General features: G+C 60.2%; 15 protein-coding genes and 1 pseudogene. 5 read left to right on the top strand and 11 right to left on the bottom strand.

Annotated features, from left to right (window positions below; all coding sequences use genetic code 11):
- The 3 genes and pseudogenes from JQN68_RS08130 to JQN68_RS08120 form a co-directional block, all read left to right on the top strand.
- Positions 1–188, top strand: a pseudogene (locus tag JQN68_RS08130) (ABC transporter ATP-binding protein); the annotation flags it as partial.
- Between the two features lie 475 nt (positions 189–663).
- Positions 664–2,133 carry a hypothetical protein gene (locus JQN68_RS08125; protein ID WP_225072560.1) on the top strand — a complete coding sequence of 490 codons (1,470 nt, stop codon included), beginning with the start codon at positions 664–666 and terminating at the stop codon, positions 2,131–2,133.
- Between the two features lie 50 nt (positions 2,134–2,183).
- Entirely contained in the window at positions 2,184–3,665 is a 1,482-nt protein-coding gene (locus tag JQN68_RS08120; RefSeq protein ID WP_225072559.1) for a hypothetical protein, read from the top strand.
- An 89-nt stretch (positions 3,666–3,754) separates the two neighbouring features.
- Here JQN68_RS08120 and JQN68_RS08115 read toward each other — a convergent pair whose 3' ends face one another.
- From JQN68_RS08115 to JQN68_RS08095, 5 genes are all read right to left on the bottom strand, one after another.
- Positions 3,755–4,159 carry a DUF3106 domain-containing protein gene (locus tag JQN68_RS08115; protein WP_225072558.1) on the bottom strand — a complete coding sequence of 135 codons (405 nt, stop codon included), beginning with the start codon at positions 4,157–4,159 and terminating at the stop codon, positions 3,755–3,757.
- Positions 4,160–4,215: 56 nt separating this feature from the next.
- On the bottom strand, positions 4,216–4,671 hold the full coding sequence (locus JQN68_RS08110) for an anti-sigma factor family protein (RefSeq protein ID WP_225072557.1): 456 nt from the start codon (positions 4,669–4,671) through the stop codon (positions 4,216–4,218).
- On the bottom strand, positions 4,668–5,309 hold the full coding sequence (locus JQN68_RS08105) for an RNA polymerase sigma factor (RefSeq protein WP_225072556.1): 642 nt from the start codon (positions 5,307–5,309) through the stop codon (positions 4,668–4,670). Before JQN68_RS08105 ends, JQN68_RS08110 begins: the two co-directional genes overlap by 4 nt.
- Positions 5,310–5,406: 97 nt before the next feature.
- Positions 5,407–7,389 carry a transketolase gene (tkt, locus tag JQN68_RS08100; RefSeq protein WP_225072555.1) on the bottom strand — a complete coding sequence of 661 codons (1,983 nt, stop codon included), beginning with the start codon at positions 7,387–7,389 and terminating at the stop codon, positions 5,407–5,409.
- A gap of 108 nt (positions 7,390–7,497) precedes the next feature.
- Positions 7,498–8,901, bottom strand: coding sequence for a glutamate--cysteine ligase (locus tag JQN68_RS08095; protein WP_225072554.1), 1,404 nt, complete (start codon positions 8,899–8,901; stop codon positions 7,498–7,500).
- Between the two features lie 264 nt (positions 8,902–9,165).
- Here JQN68_RS08095 and JQN68_RS08090 point away from each other — a divergent pair, with 264 nt between their 5' ends.
- Together JQN68_RS08090 and JQN68_RS08085 are read left to right on the top strand one after the other, a co-directional pair.
- Positions 9,166–9,456 (top strand): cation:proton antiporter regulatory subunit, encoded by a 291-nt coding sequence (locus tag JQN68_RS08090; protein ID WP_225072553.1) that lies wholly within the window; start codon positions 9,166–9,168, stop codon positions 9,454–9,456.
- Positions 9,449–10,222: a sugar phosphate isomerase/epimerase family protein gene (locus tag JQN68_RS08085; protein WP_225072552.1), complete on the top strand. Its 774-nt coding sequence runs from the start codon at positions 9,449–9,451 to the stop codon at positions 10,220–10,222. Before JQN68_RS08090 ends, JQN68_RS08085 begins: the two co-directional genes overlap by 8 nt.
- Here the strand turns inward: JQN68_RS08085 and dinB are convergent.
- The 6 genes from dinB to mnmE all read right to left on the bottom strand — a co-directional run bounded on the left by dinB (position 10,208) and on the right by mnmE (position 17,618).
- Positions 10,208–11,416 carry a DNA polymerase IV gene (gene dinB, locus JQN68_RS08080; protein WP_225072551.1) on the bottom strand — a complete coding sequence of 403 codons (1,209 nt, stop codon included), beginning with the start codon at positions 11,414–11,416 and terminating at the stop codon, positions 10,208–10,210. The genes JQN68_RS08085 and dinB overlap by 15 nt on opposite strands.
- Positions 11,417–11,558: 142 nt before the next feature.
- On the bottom strand, positions 11,559–12,410 hold the full coding sequence (locus tag JQN68_RS08075) for a ParB/RepB/Spo0J family partition protein (RefSeq protein ID WP_225072550.1): 852 nt from the start codon (positions 12,408–12,410) through the stop codon (positions 11,559–11,561).
- 1 nt (position 12,411) lies between these two features.
- Positions 12,412–13,176, bottom strand: coding sequence for a ParA family protein (locus JQN68_RS08070; RefSeq protein ID WP_225072549.1), 765 nt, complete (start codon positions 13,174–13,176; stop codon positions 12,412–12,414).
- Positions 13,177–13,507: 331 nt separating this feature from the next.
- Positions 13,508–14,161: a 16S rRNA (guanine(527)-N(7))-methyltransferase RsmG gene (gene rsmG, locus JQN68_RS08065; RefSeq protein ID WP_225072548.1), complete on the bottom strand. Its 654-nt coding sequence runs from the start codon at positions 14,159–14,161 to the stop codon at positions 13,508–13,510.
- A gap of 1 nt (position 14,162) precedes the next feature.
- Positions 14,163–16,022 (bottom strand): tRNA uridine-5-carboxymethylaminomethyl(34) synthesis enzyme MnmG, encoded by a 1,860-nt coding sequence (mnmG, locus tag JQN68_RS08060; RefSeq protein ID WP_225072547.1) that lies wholly within the window; start codon positions 16,020–16,022, stop codon positions 14,163–14,165.
- 219 nt (positions 16,023–16,241) lie between these two features.
- A complete protein-coding gene (gene mnmE / locus JQN68_RS08055; RefSeq protein ID WP_225072546.1) occupies positions 16,242–17,618 on the bottom strand; it encodes a tRNA uridine-5-carboxymethylaminomethyl(34) synthesis GTPase MnmE in 1,377 nt (458 codons plus the stop codon).
- Positions 17,619–17,629: the final 11 nt, after the last annotated feature.

Here is a 17,629-nt window from a genome sequence, read left to right as displayed (position 1 = left end):
TTCTGCTCCTCGATGAGCCGACCTCCAACATGGACAAGGCCAGCATCGAGGCCTTTGATGACCTGCTCCCCACCCTTCTTGAGAAAGACATGACCATCATTCAGGCCACCCACTCCCCGGACCAGCCCAAACGACTGGGTAGTCAAATCCTGCCCATGGCTTTCGGCCGCCTGGTTTCGCCTCCGTAATCGCGCAACTTGAAAGAAAAACCGTTGCCCGGTTGATTTGCCATGGCGATGCCAAGCCCGGCACGATCTAGTAGTCTATGGGTAACTGTGCACAGAAGGGACTCGGGGCGCCTACGACGAGGGTGTCGGGCGCCCGGATCGTACCCATCAAGCCCCAGGGATGGATTAATGCGGCCCTCCGCGTGAGGAACGCGAGGCTCCCCTAGACGGGTGCTGAATCGTTACGACCATCGCCAAACCTCCGACTTATTTTTAGTATAAGACAACTTTTACAACCATTTGTTTGATGTAAACAAACCCATTCCGGCCTTTATAAAAACATCGTTCTAACTCTTCTTGACGCTCTCGCTGAAACTTGCTATACCGGCGAAACTCCCGCCTTCCACCGCGCGCTCCGCGCCCTGGCTCATGTGCCTTGAAATTGCTTTTTCGGCCATTGCGGCCTCATATTTCTTTCTTGATGGAGGACCAACCCATGTATCGAAGGCTCCCTGCTGTCCTGCCGGCCCTGCTGGCCATGGTGCTGCTGGCCACGCCGGCCCGGGCGGAAATCGATTTTTTCGGCACCGCCAAAATCAAACCCACCTTCTACACCGATTTCGACTTTCAGAGCGGCAAAACCGACCGCGCCATCATCAATGAAGGCGGCCTTACGGGCGGCGAGCATGTCCGTGCCGAACTGCGCCTGGGCTGGAAAGCCTCCGGCGATGCCTGGTCCGTGAAGATGATCGCCGAAGCGGATGTCATCATGACCAAGGACAGTGCCGACCGCTCCTATTACACCGGCGCCGAGGATATCGAAGGCCGGCCCAATTCCGGCGGCGAATTCGGCATCGAACGCGTCGAATTACTGTACCGCTTCTTCCCTTGGCTGGAACTGCAGACTGGCTGGGATATCCGCGCCCTGGACATCAAGACCGGCGGCCTGCTGTTCGGCGACGATCATCCCTTCATCGGCTTCCGCGGCAACCTGGCTCCCAAACTGCAATACGAAGCCCTGTACCTGCCCATCCAGAATCGCGGCAATCTGCCGCGCAAAGATGATGTCGACAAAATCCTGCGCAGTTCCACCGAAGACGACTGGCGGGTCTATTCCCTTAAACTGACCCAGGATCTGGCCGGTGCGCCGGAGGCCCTGCCGCAGCAGGCCTGGCTGGGCAACAAAGAGGGCAGGGGACCGCTGCAGGTCTCCGTCAGCCCCTTCTATGCCTACAGCGACAACGACTCCAAAGACGCTCAGATCCACTATTTCGGCATGGAGGCCATCGGCCAGGTCGGCTGGTTCCGACCCAGCTTCGAGGTCGTGGCGGCGGAAGGCGAATTCGACAACGGCCGCGACATCTCATCCTGGGCCATGTTTGCCGGACTGGAAATGGGTCTGCACAAAGCCTTTACCCCCTACCTGGCCTTCCGCTACGCTCAAGGGGACAATAACGCCGCCGACAACAAGGTCAAGGGCTGGGTCGGCATCACCGACATCGGCCGTTTCACACCCCTGATGGGCATGGACGGCAATATTCTCGGTGAGGATATGGGCCAGAGCTACGGCGCCACCTTGTACTCCTACTCACCGGAGCGCGCCCTTGGAACCAATCGCTACGGCGGCATCGGCAACGGCGGCAGCGGCGACAATCCCGGCCAGAAACTGTTGGCCGTCGGCGCCCGTGGCGACTTGTCCCAGTGGGTCAAGAACCTCATGTACAAGAGCCAGGCCTTTTTCATCTGGTATGACGAGACCAACAACCTGACCAACGTTCGCAACCCCGGCAGGAAGGTGGACAGCTATGCCGGCACGACCTTCGATCTGCAGTTGATGTACGCCTTCTCGAAAAATTTCAGCGTCGACTACATCTTTTCGACCTTTATTCCCGGCGATGGCATCAAGGACCAGTTCGGCGACGATCCGGCCTTCGTCAACTGCCTGACCCTGGCTTGGAGTTACTAAGAGCAGGCCGAAGGCTGAAGGCTGAAGGATTCGGGACGGGAGAGACTTGCATGAAGAAATGCCCGCATATCATCATTCTTATTCTTTTGCTGCTGGCCACGACCGGATGGACGGCCATGGCCGGCAACTGGCCGAAAATAGCCGCGGCCCTGCAGCGTTGGCAGGGCCCGAAGGAGCTGCTTTTGCGCAGCCCGGAGGCGGATCCCCTGGCCTCGGCGCCGCTCCGCGAAATCCTGGAGATGGCTCTGGAACAGGGCTATGCCGTGCGCCTGAAAGAGCAGGGCACAGGCCCCGGCGCCGCCCTGATCCTGGAATTGCAGTCCGAGGGGGAGCGCCGGCAGGCGGTTTTGACGCGGGCCGGGGATGGGGCCATTCTGGCCCTGGAGCGCCATCCGGCCGATCCCCCGCCGACGCCGGTGGCGGTCGCTCCTGCCTCCGTGGCCACGGCTGCCGCAGCGGTGGTCGTTCCTCCGGCGCCGGTTGCGGCAGCGCTCCCCACACCGGTCGCTGTCCCGGATCCTGGGGACCTGGCGCCGGGACCGGTTGCATTGCGGGATCGGCCCCGCAGCCTGGCACTGCTCGGCGGCGGGCCGGCCACCGGGGTTGAACTGCTGTTGCAGACCGATGAGGGTCTGCAGCGGGTGAATCTCCACGGTATCGACCTCCAACCTCTCAGTCGTACCACCCTCCCGGTCGGTGGTCTGCGGGCGCTCTACCTGGATGGGAGTAAAGACGAAAGCACCCAGACCCTGACCCTTTTGGGGGTCTGGGCCGAGGATCGTCGCGGCATTTATGAAGGGACCGATTCCTGGCCCCATAGCTGGCTGTTAGCGATTGACGGCGACAACCTGGCGTTGCATGCCGGCCCGCCTAAAGCCTTTGTCCGCCTTGCCGGAGGCCGGGGCCAAATGCAGGTGCGCGGCACCCATCGCCTGCTCGACGGGCCGGTTTTACCCCTATCCCTCCAGGGCCGGGCCTGGCGGCAGGCAACATCCCCGTTACCCTGGGGTGGGGGTGACCTGTTCGAGACCACACCCATCAACGACCGCCACGGCCTGCGTTGGCGCCCGGACGGGTCTCTGCAACTGGTTGTCATGGCTACCGAACACCCGGTGACCGGCGGCGTGCTTCTCCAGGACCTGGGGGAGTTCCATGGCCCGCGCCTGGCGGTACGCCTGGCCAACCCGGAATACCGTGCCGGCATGGGCAAGGAAGACGTGGTGCGGGAGCGTTGGCAGGCCCTGCCGCCACGGATAACCGTTCAGGCCGATGGCAGCGCCTTCACCATCCAGCGCGGCCGTTCGGCGGGTCTGCCCCTGCTGGGCAAGCCTTCAGGCCAGGATCGGCTGGTACACTTGGCCTGGACCGGTCAGAGACTGGTCATGCAGCAGCCCTTTGCCGGCGTGGATGCCCATATCCTTGACTTTACCCTGATCACGGAAGGGAACCGGGTCACCGCCGCCGTCCTGCTGCTCAACGAACGCCCCGATGGCAGCGGCCAGGCCTACCTGCAGTGGGTCCTGCGGCGCTGAGCCCCCGTCTTGAAAAACCGGTTCAATCAGCAAGGGCCTGTGGCGTACTGCCACAGGCCCTTGCTGATGCTTTTATTCCATGAACGGTTTCAGCGCCCTCGGCGACCCCGTCCGTTTTCCTCGTCGAAATAGCGCTGGCGCAATTCCCGACGGCGCTGCTCCCGCTGGTCTTCAGGCAACTGCTGCATTTGCTGCATCTCCCGCCGCAAGCGCTGCTGTTCCTCCGGTGGCAGTTCCTGTATGCGGCGGTTCATATTGCGCAATTCCTCCTGCTGCCGGGGCGGCAAATCCTGATATTGTTCCCAGCGTTGCCGCAACCGTTCCTGTTCCGCGGGCGGCAAGGACTGGAACTTCCGGTATCGCTCCTGCAATTCCTGTTGCCCCTGCGGCACAGGGTCCCGGCTGCGGCCCTTGTCGGACCTCGCCCAACTCGCCGGCGCCGCGCACAGCAAAAGCATGGTCAGTATCCCGCTCAACCACCAAACCCGCTTCATTCTCCGTCCTCCTTCGTGTCTAACCTGACCTTGTGCCGTCCCGGCCCCGGATGCCGTCAGCCAACCTGTTTCAGCTCCTGTAACAGATCCAGATTCTGCAGCAAATCCATATTCTGCAGCAGTTCCGGATCTTCCACCATGCCAATTTCGCCGGACGTCCGCCCCATAACGCCGAGGCGCGAATCGGGACCGGTCGGCGGCCAGGCGGCCAGGCTGACGACCAAAGCCGCAGTGGCCACCGCGCCACTCCACAGCCAGAATCGCGGACGCGGGGCCGGCCGGGTGCGGGCGGCAATGCGCGCGCTCAACCAGCCCACCTCCGCAGCGGAAAGCTCGAGAGTCGGACGGGGCAGGCTCGCCAGGCTGTTTTTCAGCTCCGCCAACCGTTGTCGGCAGGCCGGACATTGCCGCAAATGCTCCGTCAAAGCCAGCCGTTCCTTTGGCGCCAGTTCCCGGTAATGAAAAAGCAGCAGCGATTCTTCCTTGATGGTGCAGTCCGGTTGACGTTTCATGGCGTATCCTCTTGCCAGTCGTTCAGGTCCTTGCGCAGCACCTGTACCGCCCGGTGCAGGTGGGCCTTGATAGTTCCTTCGCGCAGGCCCAGCAGGTCGCCGATCTCGCGCAGCGGCAGGCCTTCCTGATGCCGCAGGACAAATACCGCCCGCTGGCGGGCCGATAGCTTACCAAGGGCGACAAACAGCCTTTTCTCCGTTTCCCTGGCCAGTAGCTGATCCCGCGGCGAGGGTGCGGTATCGGCGAAGGTATCCACCGGATCGGGATCTTCTTCATCGCGCCGGAAGAAAAACAGCCGACGCCGCAACCTTTCGCGCCGGAGATGGTCCACCACCAACCGGGACACCACCCGATACAGCCAGGTCATGACCAGGCATTCGCCGCGAAAATTGGGCAGAGACCGATGCAGGCGCAGAAAAGCTTCCTGGGCAATATCCTCGGCCTCGTTCCGGTCGCCGAGCAGACGATAGGCCAGATTGACCACCCGCGGCAGATGATCGCGCACGAGTTTGTCAAAAGCAGCGGTATTGCCTTGTCGGATACGCTCCAGCAATGCCGCTTCCTCTGCCGCCGAGGTGTTTACCTCCCATTCTTCAGGCAGACCATTGGTCTCAATCACCGCAACCCCATTGCTCATGGTTCCATCCTTGCTGTGCCTGGCTGGTTTTGCGTGATAAGACGAACCATCAGGAGAAAGGTTTACTCCCTTTCTCCCAAATGAGGGTTTTTTTTGGTCAGGCAAGCAGCCTCCGTAAGCGTCGCGCCACCTGGGTCGGGGTAAAACCGAAATGGTTCATCAAATCCGCCGCGGGACCGCTGGCCCCATAACCGGTCATGCCCTGCACCTCGCCCGCCATGCCGACATATCTTTCCCAGCCGAAGGGCGACGCGGCCTCGACAGCCAGTCGCGCCCCACAGCATGCCGGCAGCACCTCCTGCCGATACGCCTCCGGCTGGGCTTCGAACAACTCCCAGCAGGGCAGGGAAACCACGCGTGTTCCGATACCCTCGGCCTGCAGCAGTTCTCGGGCGGCCAGCGCCAAGGGCACCTCGGCGCCGCTGGCCAGCAGAATGCCCTGCAGCGGACCATCTTCGGGTGCCAGCACGTAGCCGCCGCGCAGCAAGCCTTCTGCCGGCGCCAGAAGGGTGCGATCCAATACCGGCAGCGCCTGCCGCGACAGCACCAGGGCGGTAGGGCCGCGGCGATTGGCCAGGGCGGCGCGCCAGGCCTGGGCGGTTTCATTGGCGTCGCAGGGCCGGATCACCGTCAGATTGGGCACCGCCCGCAGGCAGGCCAGGTGCTCGACGGGCTGGTGAGTGGGACCGTCCTCGCCCAGCCCGATGCTGTCGTGGGTGAAAACATAGATGGGAGCCAGCCCCATCATGGCCGCCAAACGCATGGGCGGCCGCATGTAATCGGAAAATACCAGGAAGGTGCCGCCGAAGGGCAGCAGGCCCGGCGTGTGGGCCAGGCCGTTGAGGATGGCGCCCATGGCGTGTTCGCGGACCCCGAAATGGATGTTCCGACCGCTGCCGCCGGGGGTGAAGGCCGCCTCGCCTTGGAGCCAGGTATTGTTGGACGGTGCCAAATCGGCGGAACCTCCCAGCAACAGGGGCAGCACAGGTCGCAAAGCATTGAGCACCCGACCGCTGGCCTGGCGCGTGGCCATGGCGCCATCGGCAGGGGTAAAGGACGGCAGGGCCTGCTCCCAACCATCCGGCAGCGGGTTCTCCGGACGCCAGCCGTGATCCAGGATAGCGCTGCGTTCCTGCCATTGGCGCTGCCAGTCGGCTTCCAGGGCCGCACCTCGCTCCCGAGCCGCGCCCAGATGCTGGCGCACCCCTTCGGGTACCACGAAAGCCGCCTCCGGATCCCTTCCGAAGCCCTGTTTGGTCAGGCGCAGTTCCTCCGCCCCGAGGGGCGCCCCATGGGCATCGGCGCTGTCCTGCTTGTTCGGCGCGCCGAACCCGATATGGGTCCGGGCGATGATCAGGGAAGGGCGGGGGTCGCTCTTGGCCCGTTCCAACGCGGCATTCATTTGCCCCAGGTTTTCCCCTTCCACCCGCAGCACCTGCCAGCCGTAGGCCAGAAACCGGGTTGCGGTCTCCTCGCTGGTGGCCAGGGCGGTATCCCCTTCGATGGTGATGTGGTTGTCGAGAAAGACGGTGATGAGGTTGCCGAGACGCAGGTGTCCGGCCAGGGAGGCGGCTTCCGACGCCACGCCCTCCATCAAATCGCCGTCCGAGCACAGGGTATAGATTCGATAGTCGAACAGGACCGCATCGACCTGCTGCGCCAGAAAACGCCCCCCCATGGCCATGCCCACGGCAACGGACAGGCCTTGTCCCAAGGGCCCGGTGGTGGTCTCCACGCCGGGGGTATGACCGAACTCGGGATGCCCCGGCGTTTTGCTGCCGAGTTGCCGAAAGGCCCTGAGATCATCCAGGGACAGGCCGTAGCCGGTCAGGTGCAGCATGCTGTAGAGGAGCATGGAGGCATGGCCGCAGGACAGTACAAAACGATCCCGCCCCGGCCATTCCGGGTTGAGGGGATTGTAGCGCAGGTGGCGGGTAAACAGCAGGTAGGCGAGGGGAGCTGCCTCCATGGGGGTCCCGGGATGTCCGGACCGGGCCAGTTCAACGGCATCGGCCGCCAGCAGACGAATGGTATCGATGGATTCCCGGGCCAGATCGGTGGCCGGCAAAGCTTCACTCATTGCGTTCCTCCTCGGGCGGTGACTGGGTCGACGCCGTTATCTTTTCGGTTGCAAGGAACCAGTAAATCCCTTGATGCGACAGATCCTTTTTGAGCATGGAATAATCAGTTAGCGGTTCCCACAAGGAAAGTCCGGGAGCTCCGCCAGTACGGCATCATAACCGCAGTGCGCTCGTAGAGTCTTCAACTGCTCCGGCCTGTTGTCAGACCAATTCCGGAGCAAGCGTTCCGCCAGCGACCCGCCGCTTTTGGCCATCTCCGTGACCGGCCGGAGAAAGTCTTCGTCATGACTGGCCTGAGCCGCGCAGCGCGCCTGTCGCTGAAGCCCTTCGCGAGCCAGCGACAGGGCCTCCAGAGCCACCTCCCGCAGAGTATGCCGGCCGACCGGGGTTCGCAGTCCGAGGCGCCAGGACTGCCGGTAGACGGCTTCCCGGTCAACCCCGTCGAGGCCGTGAAACAATCGCCGATAGCACTGCCGGCCTTCATCGTCGTACAGCAGCCCTTTGGCCAGGGCCGCTACCGACATGGCCATCCCTGGCGGCAGAGTGTCCGCCGAACGCAGCTCGATCTGCGGCCGCAGGCGAACTTCGGGAAACAGGGTGGAAAGATGCAGGTCCCAATCGGCCAAGGTGGGATGATAATCTTCGAAGCCCTCCTTCAGGAATTGGCCGAAGGTCAGACGTCGGCCGGTCAAATCGAGCAACTTCTCATCGCGAAAGATGAAATACATGGGGATCTGCAGGGCATAATCGACGTAAGTGGCGTAGCCGGCACCTTCCGCTTCGAGCTGCGGAATGAGACCGCAGCGATCTCTGTCGGTCCGGGACCAAATTTCCCCGCGGGTGGAAAGAAAGCCGCTGGGCCGCCCCTCCAGCAGCGGTGAGTTGGCAAACAGGGCATACAGCAGGGGAGCCATCAGCTGCCCGGTTCGCAGCTTGTCGATGCAATCGACTTCATCGCTGAAATCGAGGTTGACCTGTAAGCCGGCACTCTGTTTCATCATGCGCTGACCCATGTCGCCGGTGCGGGCCATGTAGCGACGCATGATGTCGTAGCGATGCTTGGGCAACCATTGGATATCGTTCAAGGGGGTAAAGGGTTGCACGCCCAGGCCCAGAAACATGAGGCCGAGGGGACGGCCGGCGCTGACAATCCGTTCCACGTGAGCATGAAAATCCCGCGCCGAACAGTGTAAATCGGGGCACAGCCGTCCGGACAGTTCCAGTTGGCCGCCCGGTTCCAGGGTCACCGAAGAGTTGGGACCCAGCAAAGCAATAAGGTGCCCATTTTCCCGTACGGGTGACCAGTCGCCGCTCTGAGCCAGAATCTCCAGCAGTTTTTCGATGCGCGGAAAAACCGCGGCCTCGCCACTCTCGGCATCGACCACCAGCTTTTCCACTTCCATGCCGAGCCCCCATTGCTCGCGAGGGCGGGCCCCGCCGGCCAGGTAGGCGATGAGATCGTCGCGCGAAGCAACGGCTTGATGGAGTTGGCGTTTTATCAAGGTGGTCATGGACCGTCCTTTGGTTCCAGGGCCTGCATCTCAAAATCGGCCTCCGTCACCATGCATCCATGGGCCGGAGCGCATTGCCATAGTGGTGCCATGAGGTATCTCGCATCAGAAGGCAACCAACACCGCGATATTATACTCTACGGCATCTGCCATTCACAGGCAACCTCTGCCATTTTCAAGCATTACCGGCAGTTGCTACAGCTTGCCATGCGGCCCCCTTCGGAGCTATCATTCCCGGAAGATTTCTCTTTTCGGAGGCCTTTCGTGGTAGACTTCACCGACATCGCCATCGGCGGGGAGAGTTTTGAGCTGCAACTCGAGGAAATCCGCGTCGCACCCGATTCCATCCTGGTCGGAAAAACCCTGATTGCCGCCGGCATCCGCCGTGAATGGGGCGTCATGATTATCGCCATTAAAAAACATAGCGGCCAAATGCTGTTCAACCCACCCTCGGATACGGCTTTCGCGGCGGAGGATATCCTCATCACCCTTGGCGAGCAGCCTGCCACACAACGATTGGAGCGGGTCGCGGCAGGAGGTACCGTCCATGTCTGAACGTCTGCACGTGCATGTCCCTTTCAGCCTCCTCGAAAAACATCTGCCCCTGCTGCTGGAACGGGGCCTGCAGCCGGAAATCGCCCTGAAATGGCCGGATCTCGTGGGAGACCACCGCTCTACGGCGGCCCGGGCGGCGCAGCGTTTGGCTGCTGCCGGCCTGCGGGTCACGGTCCACGGGCCGTTCATGGATCTCAATCCGGGGGCATTGGAGCCCATGGTAAGACAAGCCACCATGGAACGCTTCCGGCAGACTCTGGCCATGGCCGAGTGGCTGGAGGCCCGGCTGGTGGTGTTTCATCCCGGGTATGAATTCTGGCGTTACGGGGGCCGCAGCGAGTTGTGGGTGGAGGCCTGTCGGGAGTTCTGGCCGCCCCTCATCGAGCAGGCGGCGGCGCAGGATTGCCCCATGGTGCTGGAAAACATTTTCGAGGAGCATCCGGAGACCCTGAAGGATCTCCTGGACGCCTTTGCCTCACCCTGGCTCGGACACTGTTTCGATATCGGGCACTGGCGGTTGTTCGGCAAGGTCACCATGGCGGATTGGTTTCACGCCCTTGGGCCGCATCTGCGCCACCTGCATCTGCATGACAACTGCGGTGATCGCGATGCCCATCTGGCCATCGGCGAAGGCAATATCGACTTCGCGGAACTGGCTCGGCTGCTGCCCTGTTTGCCGGAAACCCCTTGCATGACACTGGAAATTCATGACTGCCCGGCCCTGCTGCGGTGCCTGGACAATTTTCCACCATCACTCCGGATCTGATTCGGATCGCCCGAGCAAAGTCGCCGGGCAGAGGCCGGACCGGCCGAAGCGTCGCCGCAAATGATCCATGGCTGCATCCAGGGCCGCCTGCCGGTGGCTGCCTTGGGCGTTAAAAAGGTCCAAGGGCTCCAGGCCGACGTGCGAAAGCTGGCTGACGGTGATCCCCAGCAGGCGCACCGGACGCCGGCCGGCTTCAGTCTTATGCAGCAATTCCAGGGCGCCTCGAAAGAGGCATGGGCCATGATCCACGGCTTCAGCGCTGGTGGTGGATCGGGTCACGGTGGAGAAGTCCGCGTAGCGCACCTTGATGGTCAGGGTGCGACCGACCAAGCCTTTATGGCGCAGGCGCGCCGCCACCCGATCGCTCAAATCCAGCAGAACATGTCGCAAATCGTCCCGGTCTACCAAATCCCGCTCAAAAGTATCTTCGCAGCCGACGGACTTGACCGCATGCCCTCTCTCCACCGGTCTGTTGTCCCACCCCCGAGCCAGATCGTACAGTTTTCCCCCGGTGGCGCCATACAGGCGCTCCAAGGTCGGCCGCGCCAGCCTTCTCAAATCGGCAACAGTGGTCAATCCTTGTCGGTTCAGCTGCCGCAACAGCACCGGCCCCACGCCCCACAGGCGCTGCAGGGGCAATCCCAACAGAAAGTCATCCGGATCTTCCGGCACTACGAATAATCCATCCGGTTTGGCCTGTTCGCTGGCCAGTTTGGCCAGGAACTTATTGGCGGCTACCCCGGCGCTTACCGCCAGCCCTGTTTCACTGCGCACTGCGGCCCGAATTTGTTCCGCAATGCACCGACCGTCCCCAAATAGTCGGCGACTGCCCGTCACATCCAAAAAGGCTTCGTCCACGGACAGAGGTTCAATCAGATCGGTATAGTGGGAAAAAATGTCAAAAACATGTCTGGATAGCTCCTGGTAGCGAGCCATGCGTACCGGCAGCAGAATTGCGGCTGGACACAATCGCAACGCCTGACTGACAGGCATGGCCGAACGCACGCCATAACTCCGGGCCTCGTAGGAGCAGGCACAGACGACACCCCGGCCGTTTCGACCGCCGACCAGAACCGGTTTGCCACGCAGTTCAGGTCGATCCAGCTGTTCGACGCTGGCATAAAAGGCGTCCAGATCCAGATGCAGAATGGTCCTGGGGGTGGGCTGAAATGGCCCTTTGGCTGCAGTTCTCACAGAAACCGCCGGGATCAAGGTTTGGTGGGCCGGGAAACAGGGGCGGCCGGGATACGAAATTTAGCCAGCAGAAAACCGTAACAGCGCTCCACCAAATCGACAACTATTTGAATTTGTTATCTTCTAATGAATTGTCCGCTAATCAGGGATTGATGCCCAGCTTCTGTAACAAGCGATCCAGATCTTCTGCGGAATAGTAACTGATTTCGATGCGCCCGCCACGTCGCTTGCTGGTAATCTTCACCTGGGTCCCCAGTGCCCGTTTGAGGTCATCGGCCAGGGCCAGCAGATCCGGGTCGACCTGTTTCCTTGGTGACAACGGCTGCATGCCGACCTGCTTCAGTTTTTTGACCAAGGCTTCCGTTTGGCGCACCGACAATGCCTTGGCAACAATCTGTTTGCGTGCCTGTTGCAGCAAAGGTTCCTGCTCCAGGGCCAGCAACGCCCTGGCATGGCCCATGGAAAGAATTCCGCCGATCAAATCCTCTCGGACATCCTCGGGCAGTCGCAGCAGGCGGAGGGAATTGGTGATGGTGGATCGATCCTTTCCGACCCGGGCAGCCACATCCTCCTGGGTTAAATCGAAAGCCCGAATCAGGCTCTGGTAGGCTGCGGCCTCCTCGATGGGGTTGAGATTCTCCCGCTGAATGTTTTCGATGAGAGCCATTTCTACGGCCGCGTCCTCGGTGGCTTCCTGAATCACCACCGGCACCTTTTTCAGGCCGGCGCGCTGGGCGGCCCGCCAGCGCCGCTCCCCGGCGATGATCTGGTAATGATCCTCCAGCCGTCGCACCACAAGGGGCTGGATTATGCCACGAGACTGGATGGAAGCGACCAGTTCGGCCAACTTGCCGTCGTCGAAACGCTTGCGCGGCTGGTTATGATGGGGGCGCAATTCCTCGATGGGACAGAGAAAAAAACGGGGAGGATCGTCCTTTATGGCGGAATCCAGCAGGGCGCCGACGCCTTTGCCGAGAACGGAACGTTTTACCATGTCAACCACCTGCGCTGAGAATTTCCCGGGCGAGATCCAGGTAGGCCTCCGCTCCGCGGGAGGAAATATCGTACAGAACGGCCGGCAAGCCGTGGCTTGGCGCCTCGGACAGCCGCACGTTTCGCGGAATGACGGTCTTGAATACTCGGCCGGGAAAATGCCGCAGGATCTCTTCGCTTACCTGGTGGGAAAGATTGTTGCGACGATCGAACATAGTCAACAGGATGCCGCGCAGACTCAAGGAAGGGTTCAAGTCCTGCTGGATCAATTTGATGGTGCGGGTCAACTGGGTCAAACCCTCCATGGCGTAATATTCACACTGGAGGGGCACCAGTACGGAGTTCGCCGCGGTCAGGGCATTGACGGTCAGTAACCCCAAAGAAGGCGGGCAATCGATGAGAATAAAATCATAACGGCTCCGCAACTCCTGCAAGGCTGACTTGAGGCGCCTTTCGCGGCCATCTTCGGCAATCAATTCAATTTCGGCGCCGATCAAATCGGTGTTGGCCGGCATCACCTCCAGGTATTGCAATGGCCCCGGCAAGACGATTTCGTCAGCGGTTGCCTGTCTGAGGAGGGCATGATAAGTGGTTCGAGTCAGGCTGTCGCGGCTGATGCCGAGGCCACTGCTGCTGTTTCCCTGGGGATCCAGATCCACCAGCAACACGCGTTTTTCCGCCACCGCCAGGGATGCGGCCAGGTTGATGGCCGTGGTCGTTTTTCCTACCCCCCCTTTTTGATTGGCAATGGCTATAATTTGCGCCATTTTCCACCACCTCCTCGTGCGACCTTGACCCGGATGGCCATTTTCGGCGATCAGGCAAGGCTTACGAATTGATCCGGCCCCGCCAAAAAAACCTCAACCACTTGTTTTTCTTATGGTTTAACCCAATTCAACATCAACAACACTGAAACCGGCTGTGTTTTTCTTGGAGACTAACATACTTGCCATATCAGACCAAAGCCTTTTCCCAACGGGTCGGACGGGATAAGGCTTTGTTGCATAACGTGGTCTGGTATTGACACGGCCCGACAGAGCCGAACTGAAAGAGTGGTTAGCGGTGGAGCGGGTCAACTAGGGGGATTTGGCGGGCCCACTAGGAGCCTCGCAACCAGATCAGGGTTCTGGCTGCGCCGGAGTGCGGCAGGCGCAGCTTGATCAATCGCTCAACGCGCCAACCTTCCTTTTCAATTTTCGAAGCCGCCTGCTGCAACTCGGCTTCACCCTCACTGCCTTTCATGGCAAGCAGGAGACCGTTCTTGGCCAAAAATGGTCTGGACATATCCATCAAGCGATCGAGCGCCGTCAAGGCACGGGCCACTGCCACATCAAACTGGCCTGCCATTGTGGCGATTCCTGCGGCATCTTCAAGACGCCACGCCTTGGCGGTAAAGTCATTCAGCTTCAGACACCGGACCACATGCTGCTGGAAACCGATTTTTTTCTGATGGCTGTCCAGGGAGACCACCTTCAAATCGGGACGGGCCAACTTCAGGGGCAAGCCGGGGAATCCGGCTCCGGAACCCATATCCAGCAGGCGCTCAACACCCGACAGCCAGGGCAAGGGCGTCAGAGAATCCAACAGATGCTTTTCCAGGGCCTCGGCAGGCTCTGTAATGGCCGTCAGGTTGATTTTTTTGTTCCAACGCAACAACTCTTCCAAAAGCCAAACCAGGTCCGACAGTGCCTCCTCCGGAACCGACAGACCCATTGTCGCCAAGGCTTTTTTCAGATTTTCGATGGCTGCCATTTCAGCCCCTTCGCAGCAGCACGGACAGAATGGCGACCGCCGCTGGTGTCACTCCGGGGATACGGGCGGCCTGCCCCAGATTGACCGGTTGTACCCGCATCAACTTCTCGCGAACCTCGGCGGACAACCCTGACACTTTTCCAAAATCAAAATCTTTCGGAAAAGGAACCTCCTCGGTGCGACGAAATCTTTCAACTTCTTCCAATTGTCGCTGAATATAACCTTCGTATTTTACGGCGACCTCCAACTGCTCCTTGGCCTCCCGGGAAAGAGCCGTCAGCGGTGGGGACAAGAACAAAAGGTCGTCGAGCGTCAATTCAGGACGCCGCAGCAACACCTCCAGGGTCAGGGCATTTTTCAGACTCCCCAAACCCAATCCTTCGACGGCCTCCGATTCCCCGGGAGCGACTCGTCGGGTGCGCAGTTCATGGAGCCCCCTCTCCATTTCTTCGACTTTGGCCTGGTACCGACTCCATCGCTCGGGACCGATCAGGCTTAATTGGTAGCCGATGGGCGTCAGCCGCAGATCGGCGTTATCCTCCCTGAGCAGCAATCGGTATTCGGCTCGCGAGGTAAACATGCGATAGGGCTCCCGAGTCCCCAAGGTAACCAAATCGTCTATCATCACCCCCATATAGGCCTGATCCCGGCGCAGAATCAAGGGCGCTTTCTCAAGGACCCGATTGGCGGCGTTAATCCCAGCCAAAAGCCCCTGAGCCGCGGCCTCTTCATATCCGGAGGTGCCGTTGATCTGGCCGGCATGGTACAGACCCGTAATAGCCTTGGTCTCCAAAGTCGGCTGCAAGTCGATGGGGTCCACATAATCGTATTCAATGGCATAGCCCGGCCTGGTCAATTCCACCCGCTCCAACCCAGGTATGGTCCGCAGAAAAGCCTGTTGAACTTCCGCAGGCAGGGAAGTCGATACCCCGTTGGGATAGACCTCCGTGGTTCCCAAGCCTTCCGGTTCAAGAAAAACCTGATGCGAATCCTTTTCCGGGAAACGATTGACCTTGTCCTCGATGGAGGGGCAATAGCGCGGACCGACACCCTCTATCACCCCCTGAAACAAGGGCGATCGATCCAGTCCGCCCCGAATCAGGTCATGGGTGCGGGGATTAGTGCCCGTCAGGTAACACGGCACCTGGCGATTGGTAATCCGTTCGGTATCCAGAGAAAAAGGACGCGGAGAATCGTCTCCGTACTGGGGTTCCAAGCCGCCATAATCGATGGTCCGTCCATCCAGGCGAGCCGGGGTCCCGGTTTTGAGGCGGCCAACCCGCAAACCCAGCACTCGCAACTGATCGGACAATCCCTCCGAAGGCGGCTCCCCTGCTCGACCGCCGGGATAGTGCTTCAACCCCACATGGATCAAACCGCGCATAAAGGTGCCCGTTGTGAGAACCACCGACGGGGCCTTAAAATGCAGACCCTCCCGAGTTACCACCCCCTCAACCCGAGTGCCGTCGAGCAACAATCGGACCACCGCACCTTGTTTGATATCCAATCTTTCTTGGCCTTCCAGAGACTGTTTCATCCGCCACTGGTAGAGACGGCGATCTGCCTGTGCCCGGGAGGCACGCACCGCCGGCCCCTTCTTGGTATTCAGAATTCGAAACTGAATTCCGGCCGCATCTGTGATACGCGCCATTTCGCCACCCAGGGCGTCAATCTCCCTTACCAAGTGACCTTTCGCCAAACCCCCTATGGCCGGGTTGCAAGACATCTGCGCGACGTTTTCCAAACTCAGAGTCAACAGCAAGGTTGAACAGCCCATCCGTGCGGCAGCCAGAGCCGCCTCGCATCCGGCATGCCCTGCCCCGACAACAATGACCTGATATTTTTTTCCATAGGTAGACATGGTTTTTCCTGGCATTCAACACGGGCCCCTATCGGCACCACGTTTCACGTGAAACACAAAGCAACGTCGCCAAATATTTCGTGTCAATTTTATATTTTTAAATTTTTAATAAGAAGATCCGCTATTGATAAGAATTTGTATTGGCACCAAACAATCATTGATAATCTATCATTGGGTATATATTGAAAATGAACCCACCCCGTATAAATTAATATGGGACTATTTACCAATACAAAAGCGGGAAAAAATCAGTTCCAGAACGTCCTCCGGGGTGGTCTCCCCGGTAATTTCACCCAGAGCCACAAGCGCCTGCCGAAGCTCCAGCGCTGCACAATCCGCGGATACTGCCATCCTGATGGCCGCGATGAAATCCTGAACTTTGCCGTGAGCGCGCAACAGGGCCTGACGGTGGCGACGATCGCTGAGCATGGCAGTTTCGCGACCCTGATCCCCGCAAGCACCGAAGCGTTGCAGTATCTGCTCTTGCAAGGCATCCAGGCCCAGATTGTCATGCACCGAAATGTGAACCGCCGGCAAGCCTGCAAAATCCTCGGGAAGGGGAATGGCAGGGCGATCGCATTTGTTGATCACCAGCAAGATTTCTCGGTCGGAACAGAAATCCAGAGCCATGCGGTCATCGTCAGTAAGCGGAGCACTGCCATCAACGACCAGCAACACTAAATCAGCTCCGGCCAGCTTGGCCCTGGCGCGTCGAACCCCTTCGGTTTCAACAGGATCGGAGGTGGCTCGAACTCCGGCCGTATCCACCAACCGCAAGGGAAGGCCGCCGAGGACCAGATTCTCCTCAATGGTATCACGCGTAGTGCCGGGAATATCGGTGACTATGGTGCGTGCCTCACCTAGCAGGGCATTCATCAGCGAGCTTTTGCCCACATTGGGCCGGCCAAAGATAAGGATATTGAGCCCTTCACGAAGAATCCGGCCGGCGTCAAAGGAAGCCAGCAAGGCCTCCATGTCACCAACAATATCCATGGCCTGGGCCGCCAATCGCGGACCGTCAGCCAGCAACAGATCCTCCTCGGGAAAGTCGATCCCCGCTTCAACTTCGGCCAACAGATGCACCAGGCCCTCCCTGAAGTGGGTCAGTCGCCGATACAAACTCCCGTCCATTTGAGCCAGAGCCTGATGGCAGGCGGCCTCGGACCGAGCCCGAATCACATCTATCACCGCTTCAGCGCGGGTCAGATCGATGCGGCCATTGAGAAAGGCCCGCAGGGTGAATTCTCCCGGTTGCGCAAGCCGCGCACCGGCGCCCACCAGCAGATCCAGAATCTGGCGTACCACGAGATTGCCGCCATGGCAGTGGATTTCTGCCACATCCTGTCGGGTGTAGGAACGCGGTCCTTTCATCAACACCGCCATCACCTCGTCAACTGGTTCTCCCGTGGTATTGACGATATGCCCGTAATAGAGCTGATGGGAGGACAGGGCCTTGCGTTTGCCGGCGGGACGAAAAATATGCCCAAGCAAGGATTCAGATTGGCCACCGGACAGCCTGATAATAGCAACGCCGCCTTCTCCAGGCGGCGTAACCGGGGCCACTATCGTGTCATGTTCGGCAAAGGGCAGGCTCATAGGCAGCGCTT

Source organism: Desulfuromonas sp. CSMB_57, assembly GCF_020194955.2.
Lineage (GTDB): Bacteria > Desulfobacterota > Desulfuromonadia > Desulfuromonadales > Syntrophotaleaceae > JAFCIY02.
The sequence above is the reverse complement of the archived record's forward strand: the minus strand, read 5'-3'. Positions and strand labels throughout refer to the sequence as shown.